The following is a 24,343-nucleotide window of genomic DNA, read 5'->3' as shown; positions in this document are numbered from 1 at the left end:
CCGCGCGGCCGACGGCGACGCGGCTCATGTGCTTTCTCGTACTTCAGCCGCACTTGCGTGATGTGGAGTTTCGGCAGCTCATCGGCATACCGCGGGGCCCTGTCAAGCCTCGAACTTGGGACGACGAGGCATCCACTGCGGGTGATGGGTTCGGAGGAATTCGACCATCCCTTCGCGCATTTCGCACCGCAGGTTCCAGGCACTCGCTCCATCCCTGGCCGTAACGGTAATGCGCACGGTTACGGATTGTTGGCCCATGTCTGTCATCTGAAGCTCCCAGTCATTGCGATCCCACGCAGTCGATGCTTCCAGTAGCCGCTGCGCTTCATCCCGCAACTCTTTGAGGTCGGCAGTGTAGTCCAGGATCAGATCCACCGAACCGGCGACGGTGCCACCGAAGCGAGTCCAGTTCTCGTACGGCTTACTGGTAAAATACGTGCTCGGTATGACTAGTCTGCGCTTATCCCAGGTTCGAACCACGACGTGGGTGAGTTCAATCTCCTCGACCTGCCCCCAGTTGCCTTCGACAACGAGGACATCGTCGGCGTGCAATGCGCCACTGAAGGCCATCTGGATGCTGGATATTGCCATCTGAAGGGCTTGTCGTGCAGTGACTCCGACCAATAAAGTGAAAACGCCAGCAGATGCTATGACGGTGATTCCCAGCACCCGAACTGGGCGGAAGGTCAGAAGCATCAGGCCAACTGTGAGCAGGACTACGAGGGCAACAATGGTCTGCCCGATCACCTTGGTTTGTGTGCGTGTCCGTCGGATTCGTTCGTCCGCGGGCGTGCGGGGGTAGCGCCGGAAAACGAGCTCCTCGGCAACATGTAAGAGCTTGGTGACGAACCAGCCCGCGGTCCCGATCGCCACAAGTTGATCCCAGTGGCGGAGATGAAAGAGCGCTTCGGGCGGTAGCCCCGCCACTGGCAATGCGTAATACAACGCCGAGGCCACCGCCAGGGTGCTGAACGCGCGTTGGCTGCGCACCTGGGCCATACTCAGAAAACGTTCGAAGCGGCCTCGGGTGAGTCGCTGCACTGATCGTCCGACCAGCCAGCTCAGGAGGAGGGCACCGACAGCGACGCCGACGAGAACAAACACGGCACGAGTGGGCATTGACGAATTCACCTCACCACCGTTCTAACACACTTCGTTGGCGCCGCAACCGTGGTTGCCGTTAATTTGGCCGCGGCCGTTTCAAGGTCATGATTCCCGTGCCGAGTAGCGAGGACGAACCGCCGCCGCGCCGACCGTCTGGCCGCCGACCTGCCCGCCACCGCGTGGACCCGGCGCGGTGCCGGTGACGCCGCCCGCGCCTACCTCCAGGCCGGTGACCTCACCGCCGCCGGGCACGCTTTGGCCGACGCCGACGCCGACGCCGACGCCGACGCCGACGCCGACGCCGACGCCGACGCCGACGCCGACGCCGACGCCGACGCCGACGCCATCGGCCGTCCGGCTGAGGCCACGAAGGTCGTCAGAGGTGACCGCCGGACGGGCCGATCGCGGGACGACTCGCGGGCTGACACACCGCGTTCACCGGATGGCAATGCGCGACGGCCGGCGTACCGTCGTCCTGGGTGGACGGTCATAATGGGCCGCATGGTTGCCTGGGAGTACGCCCTGCTCGTCCGCCGCTATCAGGGACAGGGCCGCAATTTCCACGTCTCGTTCGTCTGGTACGCCCCGGACGGGTCCCGCAAGGACATCACCGCCTACGGTGACACCGCCATCGCGCACCTCAACCGCGCCGGTCGGGAGGGGTGGGAGCTGGTCTCCGCGGCCGAGGACGTGAACAACGTCCAGGGCAGCACCGAGGTGCACCGCTACCACCTGAAGCGTCCCCTGGCCTGAGGCGCGGCCCGGCCTCGCCGTTGCTCCTGACAGCGACGTGCCGCTGAGTCATCGTCATGACTCAGCGGCACGTCGTTCGGTGGGGCGGGTGTCGCGACCCACCCGGACGAGCCGTCAGGCCAGGTCGATGGCCGGGTAGAGCGGGTGCGGGGCCAGCAGGTCGGTCGCCTGCCGGGCGATCTTGTCGGCCAGGTCGGCGTCGAGCGTGTACTTCGCCTTGGACGGGGTGCCGTCGGCGTTGGCGCCGGCCGTGGTCTGGGTCAGCACGGTGTGGATCAGCTCCGCGGTCTGGTCCATCTCGGCGGTGCCCAGGCCCCGGGTGGTCAGCGCCGGGGTGCCGATCCGGATGCCGGACGTGTACCAGGCCCCGTTCGGGTCCTGCGGGACCGAGTTGCGGTTGGTGACGATGCCGGAGTCGAGCAGCGCCTGTTCGGCCTGCCGGCCGGTGAGCCCGTAGCCGGACACGTCGATCAGCACCAGGTGGTTGTCGGTGCCACCGGTGACCAGCTTCGCGCCCCGGCGCAGCAGCCCCTCGGCGAGTGCCTGCGCGTTGTCCACGATCCGCTGGGCGTAGTCGGCGAAGTCGGGGCGGCGGGCCTCCGCGAGGGCGACGGCCTTCGCGGCCATCACGTGCGGCAGCGGGCCACCGAGCACCATCGGGCAGCCGCGGTCCACCTGGTCGGCCAGCTCCGGCTGGCAGAGCACCATGCCGCCGCGCGGGCCGCGCAGCGACTTGTGGGTGGTGGTGGTGACGATGTGCGCGTGCGGCACCGGGTCGAAGTCGCCGGTGAACACCTTGCCGGCGACCAGGCCGGCGAAGTGCGCCATGTCGACCATGAAGGTGGCGCCGACCGAGTCGGCGATCTCCCGCAGGATCCGGAAGTTCACCTTCCGCGGGTACGCCGAGTAACCGCCGACCAGGATCAGCGGCTTGAACTCGCGGGCGGCCTCGGCGACCCGGTCGTAGTCGATCAGGCCGGTCGCCGGGTCGGTGCCGTAGCTGCGCTGGTCGAACATCTTGCCGGAGATGTTCGGCCGGAAACCGTGGGTGAGGTGACCGCCGGCGTCCAGCGACATGCCGAGCATCCGCTGGTTGCCCAGCTCGCGGCGCAGCGCGAACCAGTCGGCCTCGGTGAGGTCGTTGACCTGGCGGACCTGCGCCTTCTTCAGCGCGGGGGACTCGACCCGGTCGGCCAGCACCGCCCAGAAGGCCACCAGGTTGGCGTCGATGCCCGAGTGCGGCTGCACGTACGCGTGCGGGGCGCCGAACAGCTCCCGGGCATGTTCGGCGGCGAGCGCCTCGACGGTGTCGACGTTCTGGCAGCCGGCGTAGAACCGGCGGCCGACGGTGCCCTCGGCGTACTTGTCGCTGAACCAGTTGCCCATGGCCAGCAGGGTCGCCGGGGAGGCGTAGTTCTCGCTGGCGATGAGCTTGAGCGACTCCCGCTGGTCGGTCAGCTCGGCGCCGATGGCGTCGGCGACCCGCGGTTCGACGGCCCGGATCACCTCGAGGGCACTACGGAATGCGGTGGACTCGGCGTTGTGCGACATGCGACCTCCAACAGACGTGCGGGAAGGCCCAGGCGCTCGGCAAACGTCCTCGTGACGGGGCCGCTCCCCGATGGTTGTCCATCCCCACGCGCCAGTAACGGCCCGCGCCGATCCTACCGGGCCGGCCGGGGCCGTCCCGGGCGACCTCCGTACGCCACGCGCCGGAAGGGTTGCCCGGCCGATGTGGGGGCACCTCCTAATGAGCGGGTACGCCACCCGCAGGAGAGGAGTCACCCATCATGACCACACCGTCCACCGACCGGCCGCTCGCCGTGGTGACCGGGGCGTCCAGCGGAATCGGGTACGAGCTGGCCGCGCAGTTCGCCGAGCACGGCTTCGACCTGGTCGTGGTCGCCGAGGACGACGGCATCTCGGCGGCGGCCGAGAAGCTGCGCCGCGACGGCGGCCCACAGGTCCAGCCCGTCCGCGTCGACCTGGCCCGGGAGCAGGGCGTGGAGGAGCTGGCCTCGGCGATCGCCGCCACCGGGCGTCCGGTGGACGCCCTGGCGCTCAACGCCGGCCGGGGCGCCGGCGGCGCCTTCGTCGGCGGGACCGACCTGCGCGACGAGTTGGAGATCGTCGACCTCAACGTGCGCTCGACGGTGCACCTGGCGAAGCGGCTGCTGCCCGGCATGGTCGAGCGGGGCGCGGGTCGGGTGTTGTTCACCTCGTCGATCGCCTCGACCATGCCGGGGCCGTTCCAGGCGGTGTACAACGCCTCCAAGTCGTTCGTGCAGTCCTTCGCCGAGGCGCTGCGCAACGAGCTGAAGGACACCGGCGTCACGGTGACCGCGTTGATGCCCGGGCCGACCGACACGGCGTTCTTCGACCGGGCCGACATGGCGGACACCCGGGTCGGCTCGGGCTCGAAGGACGACCCGGCCAAGGTGGCCGCGCAGGGCTTCGAGGCGCTGATGAAGGGCGATCAGACGGTCACCGCGGGTTCGCTGATGAACAAGGTGCAGACCGCGGCCGGCAAGATCATCCCGGACAGGCTCAAGTCCGAGCAGCACCGGCACATGGCCGAGCCGGGTTCGGGCAGCTGACCACGCACGACGAGGGGCCCGGCAGCACGCCGGGCCCCTCGGTGTCCGTGGTCGACTCAGGCGGTCATCGCGTCCATCGCCTTCTTGATCGCCTTCGGAGCGGTGGGGGTCCGCGGGGCGTCCGCCCGCAGCGCGATCATCTTCTCGCCGATCTCCTGCAACTGCTTACGGCCCAGGGCGTCGCGGACCTTCGGGAACCACTCCTCCTCTTCCTCCTCGACGTGGTGGGTGACGTTCTCGATCAGCACCGTCGTCTTGGCGGTGAAGCGTTCGTCGCTGGCGTCCATGCTTGCCAACTCGGCGCAGAGCACGTCGGCGACGTGGTGCTCCTCGTACGACTCGAGGATGTCGTCCTCCAGGTCGGGCAGCAGGCGGCGGACCTCCGGGTACATGACCTCGTTCTCGAGGTACGTGTGCACGGTGAGGGCCTCCAGGATCTGGTTCACCAGCTTCTGCCGCTGGCTCGCCGGCCCCTCCTCGGCGTCCTGGAAGGCCTTGAAGAGGCGGCGCATCTCCTTGTGGTCCTCTTTGAGCAGGACGATGGCATCGGTCGACACGGGTATGACCTCCCTGGATCTCGTCTGGTGTGAATCCGGTACCCAGCAGGTCAAATGCGGAAACAGCGGATATCGGCCGATCAGACCATCGACAGCGTTCCGGGGATCTCGTCGAGCAACTCCCGGGCGAGGAAGCCGATCCGGCCGTACCGGGGGATCAGCCGCTGACCGCTCACGGCGTGCGCGAACGACCCCCAGCAGGCGGCCTGCGCCGGGTCGGCGCCCCGGGACAGCAACCCCGCCAGCAACCCGGCGAGCACGTCCCCGCTGCCGGAGGTGCCCAGCCCGGCGTCGCCGCTCTCCTCCCGCCAGCCCCGCCCGTCCGGGGCGGCCACGTGCCCGTACAACGAGACGACCGCCTCGTACCGGTCGGCCAGCTCGGCCGCCTCGGCGTCCAGGTCGTCGCCCGGTTCCCGGCCGAGCAGGTGCCCGGCCTCGGTGACGTTCGGGGTGAGCACCACCTGCCGACCCGAGCCGACCAGCAGGTCCGGTGCGTGACTGAGGGCGCCGAGGGCGTACGCGTCGAGCACCAGTGACGTCTGCGGCCGGGCCGCGTCCAGGACCAGGCTCAGCAGCTTGTTGGTCTCGTCGATCGCCTTCAGCCCGGGTCCCAGGGCCACCACGTCGGCCTGTGCGACCAACTCGCCGAGCTGGCCGTTGCGGTCGGCGGCCACCGCGCCGTCGGCGGTCTCCGGCAGGCCGACCACCAGCGCCTCGGGCACCTCGATGCTCAGCGTGGCGGCGGTGGACTCGGCGGCGGCGAGCTGGAGCACCCCGGCTCCGGCGCGCAGCGCGGCCACCCCGGCGAGCAGCACCGCACCGGGGGTGAAGCGGGAGCCCCCGACGACCAGCACGGTGCCGCGGCTCTCCTTGCCACCGGCCGGCACCGGCAGCGCCCAGTCCCGCAGCAACCCCGGCGTGATCACCTTCACCTCAGACCGGCTCGGCATGGATCTCGTCCTCCCTGGTCGGCTGGGCGCCCTGCCGCCGCAGGTGGCCGACCTCGTTGAATCCGCCAAGGGTCAGTTGGCCGTGCGCGTCGGCGGACCAGTCGGTGATCGAGCAGTTGGCGATCACGTGCTCGCGGGTCAGCGCCATCAGGTCCGGCTCGGTCAACCCCTCCACCAGATAACGCAGCAGGAAGACCAGCGCGTCGTGGCCGAAGAGCAGCACCCGCTGACCCTCGTGGTCCCGGCGCAGGTCGCCGAGGAGCGTCCGCAGCCGCAACGCCACGTCGGTCCAGGACTCCCCGCCGGGCGGACGGTAGTAGAACTTGCCGAGCCGGGCCCGCCGCTCGGCCTCGTCGGGGTACCGCCGGCGCACCCCGTGCCCGGTCAAGCCGTCGAGGATGCCCAGCTCCCGGTCGCGCAGCCGCTCGTCCCGGCTCATCGGCACCCCGGTGTTGTGCAGCGCCAACTCGGCGGTGGAGATCGCGCGCAGGTACGGCGAGACCACCGCCACGTCCGGCCGGCGGTCCGGGGGAAGCCCGGTCAACCACCGACCGGTCGCGCGGGCCTGCTCGGCGCCGGTGGGCGAGAGCGGCACGTCGGCGTCGCGGTGACTGAGCCCGATCAGCTCCTCCCCGGACGCCTCGGCGTGCGTCGCCGCCACGTTCGCGGTGCTCTCACCGTGCCGGATGATCCAGAGCGTCGCCAGTTCCGCCATGCCGACCCCCTACCCGGGCGCCGGCGGCGGTAACCGCGCGGTCAGCCGCGCCGTTGCAACAGGGCGACGGTCAGCCCGGTCACGTGGGTCAGCCGGGCCAGTTGGTAACGCTCGCCGAGCAGGGCGGCGGGCTCCTTCGACAGCGCGGTCAGCGGCGCGTCGGTGACCGTCGGCACCACCAACCAGAGCCGCGGCTCGTCGCGCAGGCAGCTCGCCGGGTCGCCGCAGTCCGCGCCGAACAGCTCGTCGCGCTGGGCCGCCGTCCGCTTCTGGAACACGTTGCGCGGGGAGATGTCCGCCGGGAGGTAGTACCGCACGCCGGGCTCGGTCATCCACCACCAGACGCCGCCCACGACGAGGCCGTCGCCGGGCTCGTACCCGGCCTCGATGACCCCGGCCGCCTGGGAGTAGGAGAGTGGCTCGAAGGCGCGTGCCCGCGGGTAGGTGTACCAGCCGTGCGAGTACTCCCCGCGCAGCGTGAGTTGACCGGGCACGGACAGCGCGGCGACGACAACGAGCCCCGCCGCCACCAGCGGGGTACGGCGCAGCGCGGCGATCCCCGCGCCGGCCAGCACCGCCCAGGCCGGCAGCAGGAACAGCAGGTACTTGGAGAAGAAGTAGTTGATCTCGCCGGTCGAGGCCAGCAGGATCACCGGCACCGGCAGCACTGCGACAAGCGTCGCGCTCACCGTCCGGGCCGCGGCGTCGCGGCGCAGGTGGGTCAGCAGACCCGCCGTGGCCAGCGCGGTCACCGCGGCGGCGAGCAGCGTCGAGCCGTACGCCTGCTCCCAGACCGTCCAGGGCGAGCTGTCCGGAATCCAGCTGATCTGCCGCCCGGCCTGTTTCATGCCCCGCAGGATCACCGGCGCGGCGATCGCCACCCCACCGACGGCGGCGAGCGGGAACCAGGCGAGCGACCACCAGCGACGCTGCCGCCAGCAGTGGATCAGAACGGCGGTGCCGTGCCCGAGCAGGAGGGTCAGCGCCACCACGTTGACCAGGCCGATACCGGCCACCGCGAGCGTGTACGGCACCCAACGCGGCCACCCGGGCCGCTCCAGCGCGCGGAGCAGGAACAGGGTGGCCGCCGCCGCGGCGAGAACCACGAAGGCGTACGAACGGGTTTCCTGCCCGAACCGGGTGACGGTGGGCACCAGGGCGAAGACGAAGCCGGCGGCGACACCCGCCGGGTGGTTGAAGAGCCGCCGTCCCGCCAGCGCCACGCAGGCGGTGGCCAGGGTCATGGCCAGCGCCGACGGCAGCCGTACCGCCACGGGGCTGGTGCCGAACAGCGTCGTCCAGGCGTGCATGAACAGGTAGTAGGCACCGTGTACGGCGTCGACGTTCGCCAGCATGCCCCGGATCTGACCGGTGGAGCGCGTCGCCACGTCGATGGTGACCAGCTCGTCGTGCCACATCTCCGGGCTGCCCAGCCGCCACCCGACGGCGAGCGCGGCGAACGCCGTCGGCCAGAACCAGACGCTGAGCGCCAGCCGGCGGGCGAGGGGGACCGGCTCGCGGTCCGGCCCGGCGGGCGGGGGCGGATTCTCCCCGTCGGTCTGCGCGGGCTGCGCGTCCGTGGCGACGGCGCGGTTCGACATCGGCGTCCGATCGGGGGGCGGGGTTACGGGGCGCGACGATGATAGCGCCCGCCAGGGCCGGCGTCGGAGCGTGATCGGTGCGGTCGGGGTGGGCGCGCCGCCCGGTTCGGCGCTGGCCGATCACGGGGGTGGGCCTGATAATGTGGCCGCGCCCGTCGAGCATTTCCACCACGCACAGTGAGGCCTACCGACCCAATGATTGTCGACATTATGCTGCCGTACTACGGAAGCGTGCCCCTCATGCAGGCGGCGGTGCGCAGCGTGATGGCGCAGAGTGACCCTGGTTGGCGCCTCACCGTTGTCGACGACGGCACCGAGCCGGGCGTGCCGGAGTGGTTCGCGGGCATCGACGATGAGCGGGTCAGCTACCAGCGCAACGAGCACAATCTCGGGATCACCGCCAACTACCGCAAGTGCGTCGGTCTCGCCGAGCACGAGTACCTGGTCATGATGGGCACTGACGACATCATGCACCCCAACTACGTCGCCACCGTGCGATCGGTGATCGAGCAGTACCCGGGCGTCGGCATGGTCCAGCCGGGGGTCGAGATCATCGACGCCAACGGCACGGTGGTCAACACCATCGTCGACGAGGCGAAGCGGCGGATCTACGCCCCCCGGATCGACTCCCGCGAGCTGATGGGAGGCGAGGACCTGGCGGCCAGCCTGCTGCGGGGCTGCTGGTTCTACTTCCCGTCGATCTGCTGGCGGACCGACGCGCTCAAGGCCGTCGACTTCCGCGAGGAGTTCCAGGTCATCCAGGACCTGGCCCTGGTGATCGACCTGATCCAGCGTGGCGAGCAGATGGCCGTCGACAACACCCTCTGCTTCCAGTACCGGCGGCACGCGGTCAGCAAGTCCGCCGCCGACGCGGTCACCGGCTCCCGGTTCACCGAGGCGCGGGCGTTCTTCCTCGACGTCGCCCGGCGCATGGACGAGCAGGGCTGGCCCCGGGCGGCCCGGGCGGCCCGCAGCTACACCTCGTCCCGCCTGCACGCCATCACCCTGCTGCCGACGGCGGTCCTCTCGGGCAAGATGTCGGGCGTACGTAGCCTGTCCCGGCACGCGTTCGGACCGGGCCGATGACCGACGACAGCCAGGGAGACGCCATGACCGTCAGACCACGACGTTCGGCGGAGGACGCCGTGCAGCCCGTCCGGGTGGTGGTGCTCGGCGGCACCGGTTTCCTCGGCCGCCCGATCTGCCGCGCGCTTGCCGACCAGGGTCACGCCGTGGTCGCCGTGGCGCGTACCCCGAAGACGATCGGCCCGGGTGTCGTGGTCCGTGCGCTGGACCTGGCCGCCGCCGACGTGGACGAGATCACCGCGGTGCTGCGTGACCTCGACCCGGACGTGGTGATCAACGCGGCGGGCGGGATGTGGGGCCTCTCCGAGGCGCAGATGCTCGCCGTCAACGTCACCCTCGTCGAGCGGCTCCTGGAGGCCGCCGGCCGACTGCCGGGACGGGTCCGGGTGGTCCAGATGGGCAGCGTGCACGAGTACGGGCTGGTCCCGGTGGACACGTCGATGCCCGAGCAGCTGACCCCCGCGCCGGTGATGCCGTACGGCGAGTTCAAGCTGCGCTGCACCGAGGCGGTCACCGCGGCGGACCGGCAGGGTCTGATCGAGGGCGTCACGCTGCGGGTCGGCAACGTCATCGGCGCCGGTCAGCCCGGGCACAGCCTGCTCGGGGTGGTCGCGGGTCGGCTGCGCGACGCCCAGCGGGCCGGCGAGCGGGCCCGGCTGGAGCTGGCTCCGCTCGGCTCCCGGCGGGACTTCATCGGTCTCAGCGACGTGGTCGCCGCCGTGCAACTGGCCGCGACCCGCCCCGACGCCGCCGGCCGCGTGATCAACATTGGTCGGGGGGTGGCGGCCAGCGCGCGTGATATGGTCCGGCTCCTCATCGACGTCAGTGAGGTGCCGACCGACCTCGTCGAGGCCGAGCAGACCGGCCCCGCCGAGACGAGCTGGCAGCGGCTGGACGTCGGGTTGGCCGCCGAGGTGCTCGGCTGGTCGCCGAGCGATGACCTGCACACCGAGATGAAGCAGTTGTGGGAGCACGCCGGCGCCGAGGTGCCCGCCTGATGCCGAGAGGTGCCTGACCGCATGACTACCCCCACTCTCATCCGGTCCCGCGGCACGTTGGCCGACCTGCTCTCCGGCCGCAGCAACGGCATCGGGCTGATCCGGCTCTGCCTCGCCGTCGGCGTCGTGCTCTCGCACTCCAAGCCGCTCGGCTTCGGCGCCCACGACCTCGGCTACTACCTGACCGGTCGGCAGACAAACGTCGGCACCATGGCCGTGTACGGCTTCTTCGTGCTCTCCGGCCTGCTGATCACCCGCAGCGCCCGGCGTACCGGCCTGATCCGGTACGCCTGGCACCGGGCCCTGCGCATCTTCCCCGGGCTCTGGGTCTGCCTGCTTATCAGCGCGCTGGTGGTCGCCCCGCTCGTCGCCCTGCGCGAGCACGGCACCATCGCCGGCTTCTTCGACAACCCCTGGGACCGGGGCGGTCCGCTGGCCTACCTGCAGGCCAACTGGTGGACCGGCGTCCGCCAGTACGGCGTCCGGGACCTGTTCACGGAGACCACCCCCTGGGGTCAGAAGGTCAACTACAGCGTCTTCAACGGCGCCCTGTGGTCGCTCAAGTACGAGATGTTCTGCTACGTCGTGGTGGGCGTGCTGGCGGCGACCGCCGTGCTGCGCAACGCCCGCCGGTTCGTGCTGTTCCTGACCGTCGCGCTCTACCTGAGCATCGTGCAGGACTGGGTGAGCTCCGGGCACTTCAGCGGCCCGGCGTCGACGGCGAGTTGGAGCTTCACCTCGCCGCTGGTCGGCGGGATGACCTTCTACTACATCGTCTACCTGGGCTTCCTCTTCGCCCTCGGCGCGACGATGGACCTCTACCGCGAGCGGGTGCCGATCAACGACGCGCTGGGCATCGGCTCGGCGGTGGCGCTCGGGTTGTCGCTGCTCTTCGGTGGCTTCTTCGTCATCGGGCTGCCCGCGTTCGCGTACCTGCTTGTCTGGTTGTCGGTGCGGATGCCGCGTCAGCTGCACTGGGTGGGTCGCAAGAACGACTACTCGTACGGCATCTACATCTACGGTTTCGTGTTCCAGCAGGTCATGACCAGCCTCGGCTGGAGCCGCTGGGGCTACGTGCCGTTCGCCGCGATGTCGGTGGCGGTCGCCTTCGCCGCCGCGTTCCTGTCCTGGAAGTTGGTCGAGCGGCCGGCGCTGCGGTTGAAGGACTGGACGCCGGGCTTCGTGGCCCGCCGGTCCTCGCAGCGGGTGCCGGTCGAGCAGCAGACCGCTGTGGCCGAGGAACCGCCGGCGCAGGTCGGCGGCCAGACCGAGGAGCTGCCGCAGCAACCCGCCACGCTGGTTCCCGGCCGGTAACCCGCCGGCCCGCCCCCGAGCCGTACGCTCGGGGGCGTGGCCACGGTGGCGGAGGAGATTCAGGTGGGGGAGCGGCTGGTCCGCGTCTCCAGCCCGGACAAGCCGTACTTCCCGGAGCGCGGGCTGACCAAGCTGGATGTGGTCCGCTACTTCCTGGCGGTGGGTGACGGGATCCTGCGCGCCCTGCGAGACCGGCCGACGATGCTGGAACGCTGGCCGCGGGGCGTCTTCGAAGGCGCGACGATCGCCACCCGGCAGACCAGCCGGGGCGACGCGTTCTACCAGAAGCGGCTGCCGGCGGGCGCGCCCGACTGGGTGCGCACCGCGCACATCACCTTCCCCAGTGGCCGGACCGCCGACGAGGTCGCGCCGAGCGAGCTGGCCGTGGTGATCTGGGCGGCCAACCTGGGCACCCTGCGGTTTCACCCGTGGCCGGTCACCGCCGCCGACGTGGAACGACCCGACCAGCTGCGCATCGACCTCGACCCGCTGCCCGGCGTCGGTTTCGAGCAGGTGGTGCCCGTCGCCCGGGAGGTGCGGGCGTTCCTCGCCGAGTTGGGGCTGACCGGTTACCCGAAGACCACCGGCGGGCGGGGCCTGCACGTCTACCTGTCGATCGAGCCGCGGTGGAGCTTCGGCGACTGCCGTCGGGCGGTGCTCGCGTTGGGCCGGGAGATGCAGCGCCGGCTGCCGGAGCTTGTCACCACCACCTGGTGGCGTGACCAGCGGGACCGCCCAGTCTTCGTCGACTACAACCAGATGTCCCGGGACCACACGATGGCCTCGGCGTACTCGATCCGCCCGACGCCCCAGGCCCTGGTGTCGGCGCCGCTGACCTGGGCGGAGCTGGACGACGCCCGACCGGAGGACTTCGACGTGCGGTCCATGCCGGCCCGCTTCGCCGAGTACGGCGACCCGCACGCCGGCCTGGACGGCGACCGGCACTCGTTGGAGCCGCTGTTGGAGTTGGCCGACCGGGAGGGGCTGGAGGCCCCGCCCGTTCGGTGAGGTCCGACAGTGCCGGAGCGGCCCGGCGGGTCACAGCTCGGCGAGCACGGGTCTGAGCGCGGCGCCCACCTGGGGTGCGAGGGTCGTGGAGTACGTGGCGCTCAGGTGGTGCGCGTCGCGCCAGACGAGCACGCCTCCGATGACGGGGGCGCACCGGTCCGCGGGGCAGATCCAGTCGTTCAGGTTGATCAGGTGGGCGCCGGGGAGCCCGTCGGCCGCTTCCTCCTGAGCCGGACCGCCCCCGCGACCCAGGGCCTCGGCGCGGGTGGTGGCGCACTTCGTCAGGCGGTTCGGGTTCTTCGACACGCACTCGGCGATGTCCTTCAGGTGCAGCGGCGTGTCCCGCAGCACCACCACCGGGACCTTCTCCGCGATCATGCCGCTCCACGTCTCGCGCAGCTCGCGGACCAGCGCCGACCGCCATTTCGCGGCGGGCTCGCCGTTGATCGGGTACTCGGCGCTGGTGACGACGAGCAGGTCGGGGCGACCCGCGCCGAGCAGCGTCTGGCGGACCCTCTTGTTCCATTCCGTGCAGGAGGAGTAGGGCCTGTCGTTCAGGGAGATCTCCGCCGTCAGGAACGGGCAGCCGCTCTTGGTGTAGGTGGCGAGGCGCCATCCGTTGGTCTCCGCCGCCAGCCGCATGGCGGGGACCCACTGGTCGGCGTGGGAGTCACCGGCGAGCGCGATCGTGGTCGCCGAGTTCATCTTCCCGTAGACGCACACCTCCGGCGTCGCGGACTCCAGCGACACGTGACAACTCTTCGCCTGCGACAGTGACTGCGACTGCGGGGTGTCCCGGGCCGCCCGAGCCGGGTCGGGGATGATCGAGGCGACCTTGTCGACGGGCACGCCGGCCCGACTGGTGCGGGGGGATCCGCCGAGCGCCGCGGCGCCCGGCGCGGCCGGTGGCACCGCCTGCGGGGAACCCCCGGGCACCTGGCCCATGATGACCGACGGGGAGGTCGTGCCCGTCGTCGTCGGAATGGTCAGTTGGAAGGTCAGGCCGGCGAGCGCTGCCGCGCCGGTGCAGATGGCGCCGACACGCAGGGCGGCGGACGGCCGGTCGGCGAGGGTCGGGGACCGACGGACCGGGTTCTCGATGAAGTGGTACGTGAGCGCGGCGGGGATCGCCGAGGCGGCAACGACGGCGAGCGCGGGGCCGACGCCGAGGTCACCGAAGTACGCCTGCGCGGCGACCAGCACCGGCCAGTGCCACAGGTACAGCGAGTAGGAGATCCCACCGACGTAGCGCCACGGCTGCCGGCCCAGCAGGACGGCGGGACCGGCGCGGCCGGCGGCCGGACCGAACGCGATCACCGTGGCCGTGCCGAGGGTGGGGCCGAGCGCGACGTAGCCGGGGAAGCCGGCCTCCGTGGTGATCAGCGCGGCCGAGGCGCCGACGGCGATCAGCCCGGCCCAGGCCAGCGGAACGGCCACCAGGCGCGGTGACCGGCCCCACCAGACCGCCGTGACGGCGACTGCGCCGCCGAGGGCCAACTCCCACATCCGGGTGGTGGTGACGTAGTACGCCGACGGGTCGGTCGGTGAGACGTACAGCGCCCAGGCGAACGAGGGGACCGCGATCAGCGCCAACCCGAGCAGGTAGAGGCCGCGGCTGGCACGTCCGTGGCGGTGGGCGAACCACCCGAGCGCGATCAGCAGCAGGGGCCACACCAGGTAGAACTGCTCCGCGACGGCGAGGGACCAGAAGTGCTGGGCGATGCTCGCGGCGTCGTTGGCGGCCACGTAGTCGGCGGACTGCTCGGCCATCCGCCAGTTCATGGCGTAGCAGGCGCTGGCGATGACATCCCAGGCGGTGGCCGACCAGCGGCCCCGGGGCAGAAAGACGTAGGTCAGGACCAGGGTCGCGACGAGGACTGTCGCGGCGGCGGGGAGCAGGCGTTTCGCTCGCCGGGCGTAGAAGTCGGTGAGCGAGAGCCGTCCCCGTCTGTCGAGTTCCTCCAGCAGCAGGCCGGTGATGAGGAAGCCGGAGATCACGAAGAACACGTCGACACCGACGAAACCGCCGGGCAGGTACGGCACTCCGGCGTGACCGAGCAGCACCAGCAGCACGGCCACCGCCCGCATGCCTTCGATGTCCCCGCGGAAGGACCGTGGGCCGGTGGACGTCGGCCTGGGCGGCGCCGGCGCGGCGACCCGGGCCTGCGCCCACAACTCATTCGATATAGCCACGTCGCGGATAGTAGCGGCGTCCTACGGTAATTCGCCTATTTCGGCATTATGCCAATGAATTCGTGTTATGGCTTCACTGCCACGGACTCTGCGTACCGCCGAACTCCTCGAAGACGAGCCAGGACCGCGTCGACAACACCCCGGCGATGCGCTGCACCCGGTCCAACACCACGTCCCGCAGGGCGGCGTTGTCCGGAGCCCGGACCAGAGCCAGCACGTCATGCTCGCCGCTGAGCAACGCGACGTGCTCGACATAGCGGACCTGGGCCAGTTCGGCAGACACCTCCCGCCAGGTGTTCTGCTCGATCGTCAGCGCCATGTACGCCGAGGTGCCCAACCCGGCGGCCTCGGGCGCCACCTGGGCGTGGAACCCGGTGATCACCCCGTCGCGCAGCAACCGCTCCACCCGCGCGTACGCGTTGGTGCGGGAGATGTGGATCCGTTCGGCGAGGGTGCGCACCGACGTACGCCCGTCCCGGACCAGCTCGTCGAGGATCCGCCGGTCCACCTCGTCAAGGGCTCGAACCGATCGTCCCGATCCCGCCATCCGGTCTGCTTCGTCGCCGGTTTCCTGGCTCACTGATACGCCTTCCGCATGCCAACCGTCCCGCCTTCTGCGTGGATCTTGAGTCAATCATCCGACACGCGGAAGCATAGGCTCACCACACGTCCCAGGAGGTTCCGCCGTGACGACCACTCCCCAGGCGGTCCGCAGGGCATCCCCGCGTACGCGTCGAGCGGCCACCCCGCCCGACCCGGCGCGCCCGCTACTGCCGGACGCCGAGCCGGTTCGCCTGCTCGACCCGAACGGCACACCGTTGCCCGCCCGCCCCCACTACCCGGAGCCCCCCGTCGAGGTGCTGCGCGAGCTGTACCGCCGGATGGTGCTCGGCCGCCGGTTCGACACCCAGGCCACCGCCCTGACCAAGCAGGGCCGGCTGGCCGTCTACCCGTCCTCCCGGGGGCAGGAGGCGTGCCAGGTCGCCGCGGTGCTCGCGGTCCGCGACACCGACTGGGTCTTCCCCACCTACCGTGAGTCGATGGCGCTTGTTGCCCGGGGCATCGACCCGGTCGAGGTGCTCACCCTGCTGCGCGGCGACTGGCACTGCGGCTACGACCCGACCGAGGTGCACACCGCGCCGCAGTGCACCCCGCTCGCCACCCAGTGCGTGCACGCCGCCGGGCTGGCGCACGGCGAGGCGTACCAGGGCCGCGACACCGTGGCGCTGGCCTTCATCGGCGACGGCGCGACAAGCGAGGGCGACTTCCACGAGGGGATCAACTTCGCCGCCGTGTTCAAGGCGCCGGTGGTCTACTTCGTGCAGAACAACCGCTATGCCATCAGCGTCCCGCTGTCCCGGCAGACCGCCGCGCCGTCGCTGGCCTACAAGGGCGTCGGCTACGGGGTGCCCAGCGAGCAGGTCGACGGCAACGACCCGGTGGCGGTGCTCGCCGTGCTCACCCGCGCGGTCGCGCACGCCCGCGCCGGCAACGGGCCGTTCCTCGTCGAGGCGCACACCTACCGGATGGAGCCGCACACCAACGCGGACGACGCCAGCCGCTACCGCGACGGCGCCGAGGTCGACGCCTGGCGGGACCGCGACCCGGTCGCCCGCCTGGAGACCTACCTGCGGGCCCGCGGGGTGCTCGACGACGCGGCGGTCGCCGAGGTCGCCGAGCAGGCCGAGGCGTACGCGGCGGACCTGCGGACCCGGATGAACGAGCAACCCACAGTGGACCCGCTGAGCCTCTTCGACCACGTCTACGCCCAGCCCACCCCGCAGCTGATCGAACAGCGCGAGCAGGTCCGCGCCGAGTTGGCCGCCGCCCGCGCCGAGGAGGGTGACGCCTGATGGCCACCACCATGGCGAAGGCGCTCAACACCGCGCTCGCCGACGCCCTCGCCGCCGACGACCGGGTCGTCGTCTTCGGGGAGGACGTCGGTCAACTCGGCGGCGTCTTCCGGATCACCGACGGCCTCCAGGCCCGCTTCGGCGAAGACCGCTGCTTCGACACCCCGCTCGCGGAGGCCGGCATCGTCGGCTTCGCCGTCGGTCTGGCCATGTCCGGTCTGCGGCCGGTTGTCGAGATGCAGTTCGACGCGTTCGCGTACCCGGCGTTCGAGCAGATCGCCTCGCACGTGGCGAAGCTGCGCAACCGCACCCGGGGCAAGCTCAGCGTGCCCATCGTGATCCGCGTGCCGTACGCCGGTGGGATCGGCGGGGTGGAGCACCACTGCGACTCGTCCGAGGCGTACTACGCGCACACCCCGGGCCTGAAGGTGGTCACCCCGGCGACCGTCGAGGACGCGTACTCGCTGCTGCGCGAGGCGATCGACGACCCTGACCCGGTGGTCTTCATGGAGCCCAAGAAGCTCTACTTCACAAGCGACGACGCGGTCCTGCCGGCCCGTGCCGAGCCGTTCGGGCGGGCCGTCGTGCGCCGGCCCGGCCGCGACGCCACGCTTGTGGCGTACGGGCCGGCCGTGCCTGTCGCGTTGGAGGCCGCCGAGGCCGCCCGCGAGGAGGGCTGGGACCTGGAGGTGGTGGACGTCCGCACGATCGTCCCGTTCGACGACGACACCATCGCCGCCTCGGTTCGTCGCACCGGCCGGTGCGTGGTGATCCAGGAGGCGCAGGGCTTCGCGGGGGTCGGCGCGGAGATCGCCGCCCGGGTGCAGGAGCGCTGCTTCCACGCGCTGCACGCCCCGGTGCTGCGGGTCGCCGGGCTGGACATCCCGTACCCGGCGCCGATGCTGGAGCACACCCACCTGCCCGGTGTGGACCGGGTGCTCGACGCGGTGGCCCGACTGCAGTGGGACGACCAGCCGGATTCGCGCTGGGCGGCGCAGGGCAGCGCGGCATGACCACCGTCGAGCGGACGCAGGTCTTCCTCCTGCCCGACCTGGGGGAGGGGCTGAGCGAGGCCGAGATCGTCGAGTGGCGGGTCGCGGTGGGCGACGTGGTCACCGTCGACCAGAGCGTGGTCGAGGTGGAGACCGCGAAGGCGGTCGTCGACGTGCCCTGCCCGTACGCCGGCCGGGTGGTCGCCCTGCACGGCGCGGCCGGTGAGGTACGCCCGGTCGGCCAGCCGTTGATCACCATCGCGCCGCTGGACGGCGGCGACGAGCCCGCCGGGCACGCCACCTACCGCGAGGAGGAGCGGGCCGGCTCCGGCAACGTGCTGATCGGTTACGGCACCGGCCACGGCGGCCCCACCCGGCGTCGGCGTCGGCCTCGGCTGACGCTCGCCCCCGCGCCGGGCGACACCGCGCGGACCGACACCGCCCCGACCGACACCGCGCCGAGCGAGGCCGCCGCGACCGGCGGTTCGGCCGTGACCGGCGGGATCCGGGCGGCCGCCGGCAGCGCCGCGGGTGCGGGCGACGCGTCCGGCCACCCGGCACCGCCGACCGCCCTGGTCATCTCGCCGATCGTCCGGCGGCTGGCCCGGGAGCGTGGCGTCGACCTGAACGCGGTACGGGGCACCGGGCCCGGCGGAGTGATCCGCCGTGCCGACGTGGAGGCGGCGCTGACCGTGCCCGCCGCCCGGCTCGCCGCCGTGCCGGACGCGCCCGTCGCGCCGGCCCTCTCCGGGAACGACGACGTGATCGTGCCGCTCACCGGCGTCCGCAAGGTCATCGCCGACAAGCTCTCCCGCAGCCGGCGGGAGATCCCGGAGGTGACGATCTGGGTCGACGTGGACGCCACCGGGCTGCTGGAGACCCGGGCCGCGATCAACGCCGCGACGCCCGACGCGCCGGTGAGCATCCTGGCCCTGCTGGCCCGGATCTGCCTCAGCGGCCTGCGCCGGTTCCCGCAGCTCAACGCCCGGGTCGACACCGAGGCGCAGCAGATCGTCCAGTCCGCCGGGGTGCACCTCGGCATCGCCGCGCAGACCGACCGGGGTCTGCTGGTGCCGGTGCTGCGCGACGCCCAGCGACTCACCACCGCCGAGCTGGCCGCCGAACTGGCGGCGACCACCGCCGCCGCGCGGGCGGGCAACCTGCCGCCGGCCCGGCTGACCGGCGGCACGTTCACGCTCAACAACTACGGGGTGTTCGGCGTGGACGGCTCCACGCCGATCATCAACCACCCGGAGGCGGCGCTGCTCGGGGTCGGGCGGATCGTGGACAAGCCGTGGGTGGTCGACGGGCAACTCGCGGTCCGCAAGGTGACCCAGCTCAGCCTCACCTTCGACCACCGGGTCTGTGACGGTGGGGTGGCCGGTGGCTTCCTGCGGCACGTCGCCGACTGCGTGGAGCGCCCGGCGCTGCTGATCGCCGCCGTCTGACGGCGTACCCCCGGCCCCGGCGCTGCCTGTGCGGCGCCGGGGCCGGCGCACGTCCGGGCTCCCGGCGGTGCCCACGGGCGGGGTTTCCCGGCGGCGTCATCGGGAAGTCGGCCCCGCCGGAGCGCACCGCACGCGTCGAAGGGAGCCGGCCTGTGGCCGTGGCGAACGAGCTGCTACTGAACTCGGTCCGGGTACGACGGCCCGCCGCGGCCGGCGCGCCGCTCTACTGCGACGCCCTGGAGTACGGGCTGACCGGCGACGGCGCGACGAACGACCAGCCGGCGCTTGCCGCCCTCGTGGACCGCCTGGGCGCCGGGTACGCGTCGGACGGGCGCGCCCGGGTCATCTACTGCCCGCCGGGCATCTACTCGATCCGGGACGCGGGCACGGTGTGGCGCAGCGGGGTGTCCCTGATCGGGGCCGGCCCGGCGGCGACCCGGTTCATGCTCAGCAACGAGGGCAACCGGGCCGACCCGACCCCGTTGGCCTTCTGGACCACAGTGCAGCACGGCGCCGACCGGGACCGGCACATCGCCGACTGCACCTTCTCCGACTTCCAGATCGACGGCTCCGGCGTGGCCATGGCCGAGTACAACTACCTGGCCAAGGGCCTCGGACTCCAGTACGTGGTGCGCGGCGTGTTCCGCAACCTCTACATCCACCACACCGCCGCCACCGGGCTGGGCTGCGACTTCCTCCAGGACTCCCTCATCGACGGCGTGGTGGTGGTCGGCTGCGGCCGGCTGGACAACGGCGAGCAGATGGGTGGCGCCGGCATCGGGGTCGGCATCGGCGGCTGGGGCGCGGTGGAGCGGCTGACCATCGCCAACTGCACCACGTTGGCCAACGGCACCAACGGAATCTTCCTGGAGTTGCAGAAGGACTACTGGGCGCCACCGCGTGGCTACCGCATCGTCGGTTGTCACAGCCAGGGCAACCGGTTCGGCATCTCCGACTGGGGCGCCGACGGGCTGATCGTCTCGGCCTGCACCATGACCGGCAACCTGGAGACCGGCTTCGACGTGTCGGCGCAGGGAACCTCGTCGGTGGCCGGCCGGGGCGGGCTGCTCACCGACTGCGTCATCGACGGCAACATGCGCGACGGGGTCAGCATCGGCAACAGCCCCGGCCCGTACACGGTGCGGGGCAACCGGATCAGCGGCAACGGGCGGCACGGCTACCACGCGCACGACCTCGGGCGCGGTTACCAGGGCGCGATCCGGGACGTGGTCATCGAGAGCAACGAGTTCTGGGGCAACGGGCTGGACGCGGTCCGGATCGACCACCAGATGACCGACGCGGTGCTGCTCAACAACCGGATCCGCAACAACGGGCGGCAGTGTGCGGAGGGTGCCGGCGGTGTCGGCGATGCCGTCCGCTACAGCGAGCGGTGCCTGGTGGACCGGTCGGCCAACTGGCCGCACGACGGGCACCGGGGCAAGGTCCTGCGGGTGGGACGAGCCGTCGCCATGGTCGCCTCCAACACCGGCGACGAACTCACCCTCGCCCCGGTACGCCCCGACGGCTTCACCGCGTGGAGCGGGGACGTGCCGCCGCCCGGCTGCGGCTACGAGCTGTCTCCCGCACCCCAGCGGCGGGCCGGGATCACGATCGACGCGCCGTTCGACTCGGCCACCGTCCGCGGCAACCGGATCTGGGACAACCACGACGACCAGACCCAGACGCACGGGCTGTGGATCACCGAGCGGGGCAGCTGCGTGGGCTGCCGGGTCGAGGACAACGACCTGGCCGGCAACGCCGGCGACGGGATGGCGCTGGACACTCCGCCGGTGGGCGGACGCTGGCGGGACAACCACGTCGACAGCGACTGGACCTGAGCGGCGACCGGCGGCGGCCCGCACCCCGCGCCGGCCGGGGCGGAGACGACGAGCGGCGGCGACCGGAGTGATCCGGTCGCCGCCGCTGTCATCGTGCGGTGGTTCAGCCGGCCAGACCGGCCACCGGGGTCGGGTCCAGCACGACAGTGGCCGAGGCCGACTGCGGCGGCACACCCGGCTCGGTCGGCGCGTCGGTGTACTCGGCGACGAAGACCGCCGTCAGGTTGTCCGCGCCGCTGTGCCCACCGTCGACGAAGGTGGGGATCGTCCCGGAGCACCCGGTCGCCGTGGAGAGCGGGTGCCCGTGCTCGTCGTGCCCGAGCACGTAGGTGACCTTCACCCGGGAGCAGTCCACCGGCAGGTCGTCGGTGACCTTCACCTGGTACGCGACCGTCTGCCCGAACTGGAACGGCTGCCCGGCGACCGGGGCGACGAACTCGACGACCGGCGCGGTCGGCCCGACCACCAGCGGCAGGGTCGCCGAGGCGGACCGTCCGGTGCGGTCGGTCACCTTCAACGTCGGGGTGTACTTGCCGTTCTCCTGGAACGTCCAGGTCGCGTTCGCGTCCGTGCTGTCCACCGAACCGTCGGCGTTGAAGTCCCACGCGTAGCTCAGCTTGTCACCGTCCGGGTCGGTGGTGCCGGCGCTGGAGAACGCGACGGTCAGCGGGGCCTGCCCGACGGTCGGCGTGCCGCTGATCTTCGGGATCGGCGTCCGGTTGCCCCGGACGAAGTCGATCCGGGACAGCTGCGCGTCCGGGTTCTCGGCGAAGTAGCCGTCGCCGTACTCCAGGACGTAGAGCGCGCCGTCCGGGCCGAACTCCATGTCCATCGGGTTGTCCACCACAATCGACGGCGCGACCGGACGGATGTCCTGCACGTCCCCGTCCTCGTCGAGGCGGAACTCCTTGATGTAGTCGCGGGTCCACTCGTAGAACAGCGGGACCCCGTCGTAGTAGGCCGGCCAGCGGGTACGCGACGTGCTGGTCCCGTCGTACTCGTACGCCGGGCCGCCCATCGGGGCGATGCCGCCGGTGCCCAGCTGCGGGAACTCGGCCGAGGGGGCCGCCGCGTACCAGACCTGCGGCTGCTCGACCGGCGGCAGCACGCGCTTGCCGGTGTTGTGCGGTGAGTCGTTGACCGGGCGCTTGCAGTTGAACTTGGCGCCGGACTCGCCGGTGGCGAAGTCGTAGTCGCGGTAGGCGATCGTCGGCGTCACGCAGTACGGCCAGCCGTAGTTCGCCGGCTTGTCGACGAGCAGCCACCGGCCGTGCCCGGCCGGGCCGCGCTCCGGGTTCGCGGTGGAGGCGTCCGGGGAGTAGTCGCCCACGTACACGTTGTCGGTACGCCGGTCGACGGAGAAGCGGAACGCGTTGCGCAGCCCCATCGCGTAGATCTCCGGGCGGGTCTGCGCCGTGCCCGGCTTGAACAGGTTGCCGGCCGGCACCGTGTAGCCGCCACCGTTCTTCACCTTGATGCGCAGCAGCTTGCCGCGCAGGTCGTTGGTGTTGGCCGCGCTGCGCTGGGCGTCGAACGCCGGGTTGCGGTCGGCCCGCTCGTCGATCGGGATGTAGCCGTCGGAGGCGAACGGGTTGGTGTCGTCACCTGTCGACAGGTACAGGTTGCCCTTGCTGTCGAAGTCGATCTGGCCACCGACGTGGCAGCAGATCCCCCGGTCGGTGGGCACGTCGATGATCTGCTGCTCGCTGGCGAGGTTGAGCTTCATCCCGTCCAGCTTGAACCGGGACAGCCGCAGCGCGCCCTTGAACCGCTGCCAGTCCGCTGCGGTGCCGGTCTCCGGCGCGTCCCCCTCGTTGACGTCGGGGGTCGCCGGGTCGTCCACCGGGGTGTCCATGGGCGGCGAGTAGTAGAGGTAGACCCACTTGTTCTGGGCGAAGTTCGGGTCGATGGCGACCCCCTGCAACCCTTCCTCGTCGTGCTCGTAGACGGGGATGTCGGCGGCGAGGGTGTTCAGCCCGGTGCGCGGGTCGTGGATGCGGACCTCGCCGGTGCGGGAGGTGTGCAGCACCCGCAGGTCGGGCAGGACGGCGAGGCTCATCGGTTCGCCCGGGAAGTCGTTGAGCGTCACTTTCTGGAAGCTGCTGTCCGGCGGCGCGGCCGGCGCGGCGGCCGCAGCTGACGGTGGTACGGCCAGACCGGCCGTCACCAGCAGCAGGGCGGACACGAATGCGGTCCTGTTCATCAAAACTGTCCCCCGAGGTGTTTCAGTACCGGAGTGAGGCGAGGTAGTCGAAGCCGACCCGGGCGGTGTCCAGGGCGTCGGCGGGGGAGCGCGGCGCGGTGCCCGCGTCGTCGCGCTCCACGATGTACTCCTCGATGCCGGCCTCCCGCTCGTTGGCGAAGATGCGGCCGAAGTCGATGACGCCGTCGCCGAGGTCGGCGAAACCGCCCTCGACGTCGAGGTCCTTGACGTGCACCTGGCGGATCCGGCCGCGGTTGGCCCGGAACACGTCGACCGGGTCGTGCGCGCCCCGCCAGGTCCAGTAGAGGTCGAGCTCGAAGTGCACCAGGCGCGGGTCGGTCTGCCCGGTGAGGATCTCGAAGCCGGTCGAGCCGTCGGTCAACGGCACGAACTCCAGCTGGTGGTTGTGGTAGCCGAAGTCGAGCCCGGCACGTTCGGCCAGCCGGCCGGCCTTGTTCAGGTCGCGTGCCAGGGCCCGGTAGACGTTGGGGTCCCGGATCGCCTGACCGCTGGCGTCCCGACCGAAGTACGGGTGGACGATCTTCTTGCAGCCCACGACGTTGGCGTCGGCGAGGGACTGCTCCCAGGTGGCGGCGTCGAAGGGCTGCGGGATGCCGGTGTGCCCGGAGGTGGCCCGCAACCCGGCCTCGTCGAGCGCGGCCCGGAACTGCGCGGCGGTGCGTCCGACGAAGCCGGCGTGCTCCACCCGCCGGTAGCCGATCCGGCGCAGCGCGTCCAGGGTGCCGGGCAGGTCGGCGGCGAGCTGGTCGCGCAGGGTGTAGAGCTGGATGCTGATCCGGTCGACCGGCACCCGACGCCGGCCCTGGGACTGCCCGGCGGGTGCGGCGGTGGCCGGGCCGGCGAGCAGCCCGGCGGTGCCGACGGCGGCGGCGGAGACGGTCGCGGCGCGCAGCACTCCGCGCCGGCTGATCGGCTCGGACGCCGGTGTCGGTCGGTTGAGCTGTTGATCCATGGTGGTGGTCCCTTCCTGACGGCAGGTACGCCGTCGGCGGCGGTCGACCTGGCTGCCGTCACCCGGGCGCGCCGAACCGGCCGGAGGCGGGCTCCGGCTGGACGGTGAGGACGGCGCGGCCGGTGCGGCCCGGCCCCCGTCGGGGGCGGAACACGGCGAC

Annotated in this window: 20 protein-coding genes and 1 riboswitch; of the genes, 10 read left to right on the top strand and 10 right to left on the bottom strand. The window is 71.5% G+C overall.

From position 1 onward, the window contains the following. Window positions 1-102: 102 nt before the first annotated feature. Complete coding sequence (locus tag ACQPWW_RS18245; protein WP_433124129.1) at window positions 103-1,104, bottom strand: mechanosensitive ion channel family protein; 1,002 nt, start codon at window positions 1,102-1,104, stop codon at window positions 103-105. Between the two features lie 492 nt (window positions 1,105-1,596). Between ACQPWW_RS18245 and ACQPWW_RS18240 the strand changes: the two genes are divergently transcribed. Next, entirely contained in the window at window positions 1,597-1,857 is a 261-nt protein-coding gene (locus tag ACQPWW_RS18240) for a hypothetical protein (RefSeq protein WP_088989459.1), read from the top strand. 114 nt (window positions 1,858-1,971) lie between these two features. Here the strand turns inward: ACQPWW_RS18240 and ACQPWW_RS18235 are convergent, their stop codons facing one another. Then, complete coding sequence (locus ACQPWW_RS18235; protein ID WP_433124128.1) at window positions 1,972-3,408, bottom strand: glycine hydroxymethyltransferase; 1,437 nt, start codon at window positions 3,406-3,408, stop codon at window positions 1,972-1,974. A 19-nt stretch (window positions 3,409-3,427) separates the two neighbouring features. Beyond that, window positions 3,428-3,517: riboswitch (ZMP/ZTP riboswitch) on the bottom strand. A gap of 130 nt (window positions 3,518-3,647) precedes the next feature. On the opposite strand from ACQPWW_RS18235, the gene ACQPWW_RS18230 reads away from it, so the two are divergent. Continuing rightward, window positions 3,648-4,454 carry an SDR family NAD(P)-dependent oxidoreductase gene (locus ACQPWW_RS18230; RefSeq protein ID WP_433124127.1) on the top strand — a complete coding sequence of 269 codons (807 nt, stop codon included), beginning with the start codon at window positions 3,648-3,650 and terminating at the stop codon, window positions 4,452-4,454. Between the two features lie 56 nt (window positions 4,455-4,510). Here ACQPWW_RS18230 and ACQPWW_RS18225 read toward each other — a convergent pair whose 3' ends face one another. The 4 genes from ACQPWW_RS18225 to ACQPWW_RS18210 form a co-directional block, all read right to left on the bottom strand. After that, complete coding sequence (locus ACQPWW_RS18225) at window positions 4,511-5,011, bottom strand: hemerythrin domain-containing protein (protein ID WP_433124126.1); 501 nt, start codon at window positions 5,009-5,011, stop codon at window positions 4,511-4,513. A gap of 80 nt (window positions 5,012-5,091) precedes the next feature. Further along, a complete protein-coding gene (locus tag ACQPWW_RS18220) occupies window positions 5,092-5,961 on the bottom strand; it encodes an NAD(P)H-hydrate dehydratase (RefSeq protein ID WP_433124124.1) in 870 nt (289 codons plus the stop codon). Beyond that, the gene (locus ACQPWW_RS18215; RefSeq protein ID WP_433124122.1) at window positions 5,945-6,676 is read right to left on the bottom strand and encodes a histidine phosphatase family protein; all 732 of its coding nucleotides are present in this window, start codon (window positions 6,674-6,676) and stop codon (window positions 5,945-5,947) included. The genes ACQPWW_RS18220 and ACQPWW_RS18215 overlap by 17 nt, the downstream gene beginning before the upstream one ends. Before the next feature lie 41 nt (window positions 6,677-6,717). Beyond that, window positions 6,718-8,277, bottom strand: a complete 1,560-nt coding sequence (locus tag ACQPWW_RS18210) for a glycosyltransferase family 39 protein (protein ID WP_433124120.1) — start codon at window positions 8,275-8,277, stop codon at window positions 6,718-6,720. A gap of 195 nt (window positions 8,278-8,472) precedes the next feature. On the opposite strand from ACQPWW_RS18210, the gene ACQPWW_RS18205 reads away from it, so the two are divergent. From ACQPWW_RS18205 to ACQPWW_RS18190, 4 genes are read left to right on the top strand one after another with little or no spacing between them, the layout of a single operon-like run. Continuing rightward, complete coding sequence (locus tag ACQPWW_RS18205; protein ID WP_433124119.1) at window positions 8,473-9,363, top strand: glycosyltransferase family 2 protein; 891 nt, start codon at window positions 8,473-8,475, stop codon at window positions 9,361-9,363. A 23-nt stretch (window positions 9,364-9,386) separates the two neighbouring features. After that, window positions 9,387-10,361 (top strand): NAD-dependent epimerase/dehydratase family protein, encoded by a 975-nt coding sequence (locus ACQPWW_RS18200; protein ID WP_433124117.1) that lies wholly within the window; start codon window positions 9,387-9,389, stop codon window positions 10,359-10,361. A gap of 21 nt (window positions 10,362-10,382) precedes the next feature. Beyond that, window positions 10,383-11,675: an acyltransferase family protein gene (locus ACQPWW_RS18195; RefSeq protein ID WP_433124115.1), complete on the top strand. Its 1,293-nt coding sequence runs from the start codon at window positions 10,383-10,385 to the stop codon at window positions 11,673-11,675. 36 nt (window positions 11,676-11,711) lie between these two features. After that, the gene (locus ACQPWW_RS18190; protein ID WP_433124113.1) at window positions 11,712-12,683 is read left to right on the top strand and encodes a DNA polymerase domain-containing protein; all 972 of its coding nucleotides are present in this window, start codon (window positions 11,712-11,714) and stop codon (window positions 12,681-12,683) included. A gap of 30 nt (window positions 12,684-12,713) precedes the next feature. Here the strand turns inward: ACQPWW_RS18190 and ACQPWW_RS18185 are convergent, their stop codons facing one another. After that, on the bottom strand, window positions 12,714-14,876 hold the full coding sequence (locus tag ACQPWW_RS18185) for an acyltransferase family protein (RefSeq protein WP_433124112.1): 2,163 nt from the start codon (window positions 14,874-14,876) through the stop codon (window positions 12,714-12,716). Between the two features lie 73 nt (window positions 14,877-14,949). Next, a complete protein-coding gene (locus ACQPWW_RS18180) occupies window positions 14,950-15,423 on the bottom strand; it encodes an Lrp/AsnC family transcriptional regulator (RefSeq protein WP_357076906.1) in 474 nt (157 codons plus the stop codon). A gap of 139 nt (window positions 15,424-15,562) precedes the next feature. Here ACQPWW_RS18180 and pdhA point away from each other — a divergent pair, with 139 nt between their 5' ends. The 4 genes from pdhA (at window position 15,563) to ACQPWW_RS18160 (ending at window position 21,007) form a co-directional block, all read left to right on the top strand. Continuing rightward, window positions 15,563-16,729, top strand: coding sequence for a pyruvate dehydrogenase (acetyl-transferring) E1 component subunit alpha (gene pdhA, locus ACQPWW_RS18175; protein WP_433124111.1), 1,167 nt, complete (start codon window positions 15,563-15,565; stop codon window positions 16,727-16,729). Then, window positions 16,726-17,742, top strand: a complete 1,017-nt coding sequence (locus ACQPWW_RS18170; RefSeq protein WP_433134415.1) for an alpha-ketoacid dehydrogenase subunit beta — start codon at window positions 16,726-16,728, stop codon at window positions 17,740-17,742. The genes pdhA and ACQPWW_RS18170 overlap by 4 nt, the downstream gene beginning before the upstream one ends. Continuing rightward, window positions 17,739-19,169, top strand: a complete 1,431-nt coding sequence (locus ACQPWW_RS18165; RefSeq protein WP_433124110.1) for a dihydrolipoamide acetyltransferase family protein — start codon at window positions 17,739-17,741, stop codon at window positions 19,167-19,169. The genes ACQPWW_RS18170 and ACQPWW_RS18165 overlap by 4 nt, the downstream gene beginning before the upstream one ends. A gap of 158 nt (window positions 19,170-19,327) precedes the next feature. Beyond that, window positions 19,328-21,007 (top strand): right-handed parallel beta-helix repeat-containing protein, encoded by a 1,680-nt coding sequence (locus tag ACQPWW_RS18160; protein WP_433134413.1) that lies wholly within the window; start codon window positions 19,328-19,330, stop codon window positions 21,005-21,007. Window positions 21,008-21,110: 103 nt separating this feature from the next. On the opposite strand, the gene ACQPWW_RS18155 is transcribed toward ACQPWW_RS18160, so the two are convergent. Together ACQPWW_RS18155 and ACQPWW_RS18150 are read right to left on the bottom strand one after the other, a co-directional pair. Next, the gene (locus ACQPWW_RS18155) at window positions 21,111-23,210 is read right to left on the bottom strand and encodes a PQQ-dependent sugar dehydrogenase (protein WP_433124108.1); all 2,100 of its coding nucleotides are present in this window, start codon (window positions 23,208-23,210) and stop codon (window positions 21,111-21,113) included. 22 nt (window positions 23,211-23,232) lie between these two features. Then, window positions 23,233-24,183: a sugar phosphate isomerase/epimerase family protein gene (locus ACQPWW_RS18150; protein ID WP_433124107.1), complete on the bottom strand. Its 951-nt coding sequence runs from the start codon at window positions 24,181-24,183 to the stop codon at window positions 23,233-23,235. Between the last annotated feature and the right edge of the window lie 160 nt (window positions 24,184-24,343).

It is taken from the genome of Micromonospora sp. CA-240977 (genome assembly GCF_050942285.1).
GTDB lineage: Bacteria > Actinomycetota > Actinomycetes > Mycobacteriales > Micromonosporaceae > Micromonospora.
The sequence above is the reverse complement of the archived record's forward strand: the minus strand, read 5'-3'. Positions and strand labels throughout refer to the sequence as shown.

Coding starts and splice junctions, on each gene's coding strand:
- ACQPWW_RS18150 (WP_433124107.1), bottom strand. CDS start 24,183: ATGGATCAACAGCTCAACCGACCGACACCGGCGTCCGAGCCGATCAGC.
- ACQPWW_RS18180 (WP_357076906.1), bottom strand. CDS start 15,423: ATGGCGGGATCGGGACGATCGGTTCGAGCCCTTGACGAGGTGGACCGG.
- ACQPWW_RS18165 (WP_433124110.1), top strand. CDS start 17,739: ATGACCACCGTCGAGCGGACGCAGGTCTTCCTCCTGCCCGACCTGGGG.
- ACQPWW_RS18240 (WP_088989459.1), top strand. CDS start 1,597: ATGGGCCGCATGGTTGCCTGGGAGTACGCCCTGCTCGTCCGCCGCTAT.
- ACQPWW_RS18215 (WP_433124122.1), bottom strand. CDS start 6,676: ATGGCGGAACTGGCGACGCTCTGGATCATCCGGCACGGTGAGAGCACC.
- ACQPWW_RS18220 (WP_433124124.1), bottom strand. CDS start 5,961: ATGCCGAGCCGGTCTGAGGTGAAGGTGATCACGCCGGGGTTGCTGCGG.
- ACQPWW_RS18205 (WP_433124119.1), top strand. CDS start 8,473: ATGATTGTCGACATTATGCTGCCGTACTACGGAAGCGTGCCCCTCATG.
- ACQPWW_RS18155 (WP_433124108.1), bottom strand. CDS start 23,210: ATGAACAGGACCGCATTCGTGTCCGCCCTGCTGCTGGTGACGGCCGGT.
- ACQPWW_RS18195 (WP_433124115.1), top strand. CDS start 10,383: ATGACTACCCCCACTCTCATCCGGTCCCGCGGCACGTTGGCCGACCTG.
- ACQPWW_RS18210 (WP_433124120.1), bottom strand. CDS start 8,277: ATGTCGAACCGCGCCGTCGCCACGGACGCGCAGCCCGCGCAGACCGAC.
- ACQPWW_RS18235 (WP_433124128.1), bottom strand. CDS start 3,408: ATGTCGCACAACGCCGAGTCCACCGCATTCCGTAGTGCCCTCGAGGTG.
- ACQPWW_RS18230 (WP_433124127.1), top strand. CDS start 3,648: ATGACCACACCGTCCACCGACCGGCCGCTCGCCGTGGTGACCGGGGCG.
- ACQPWW_RS18200 (WP_433124117.1), top strand. CDS start 9,387: ATGACCGTCAGACCACGACGTTCGGCGGAGGACGCCGTGCAGCCCGTC.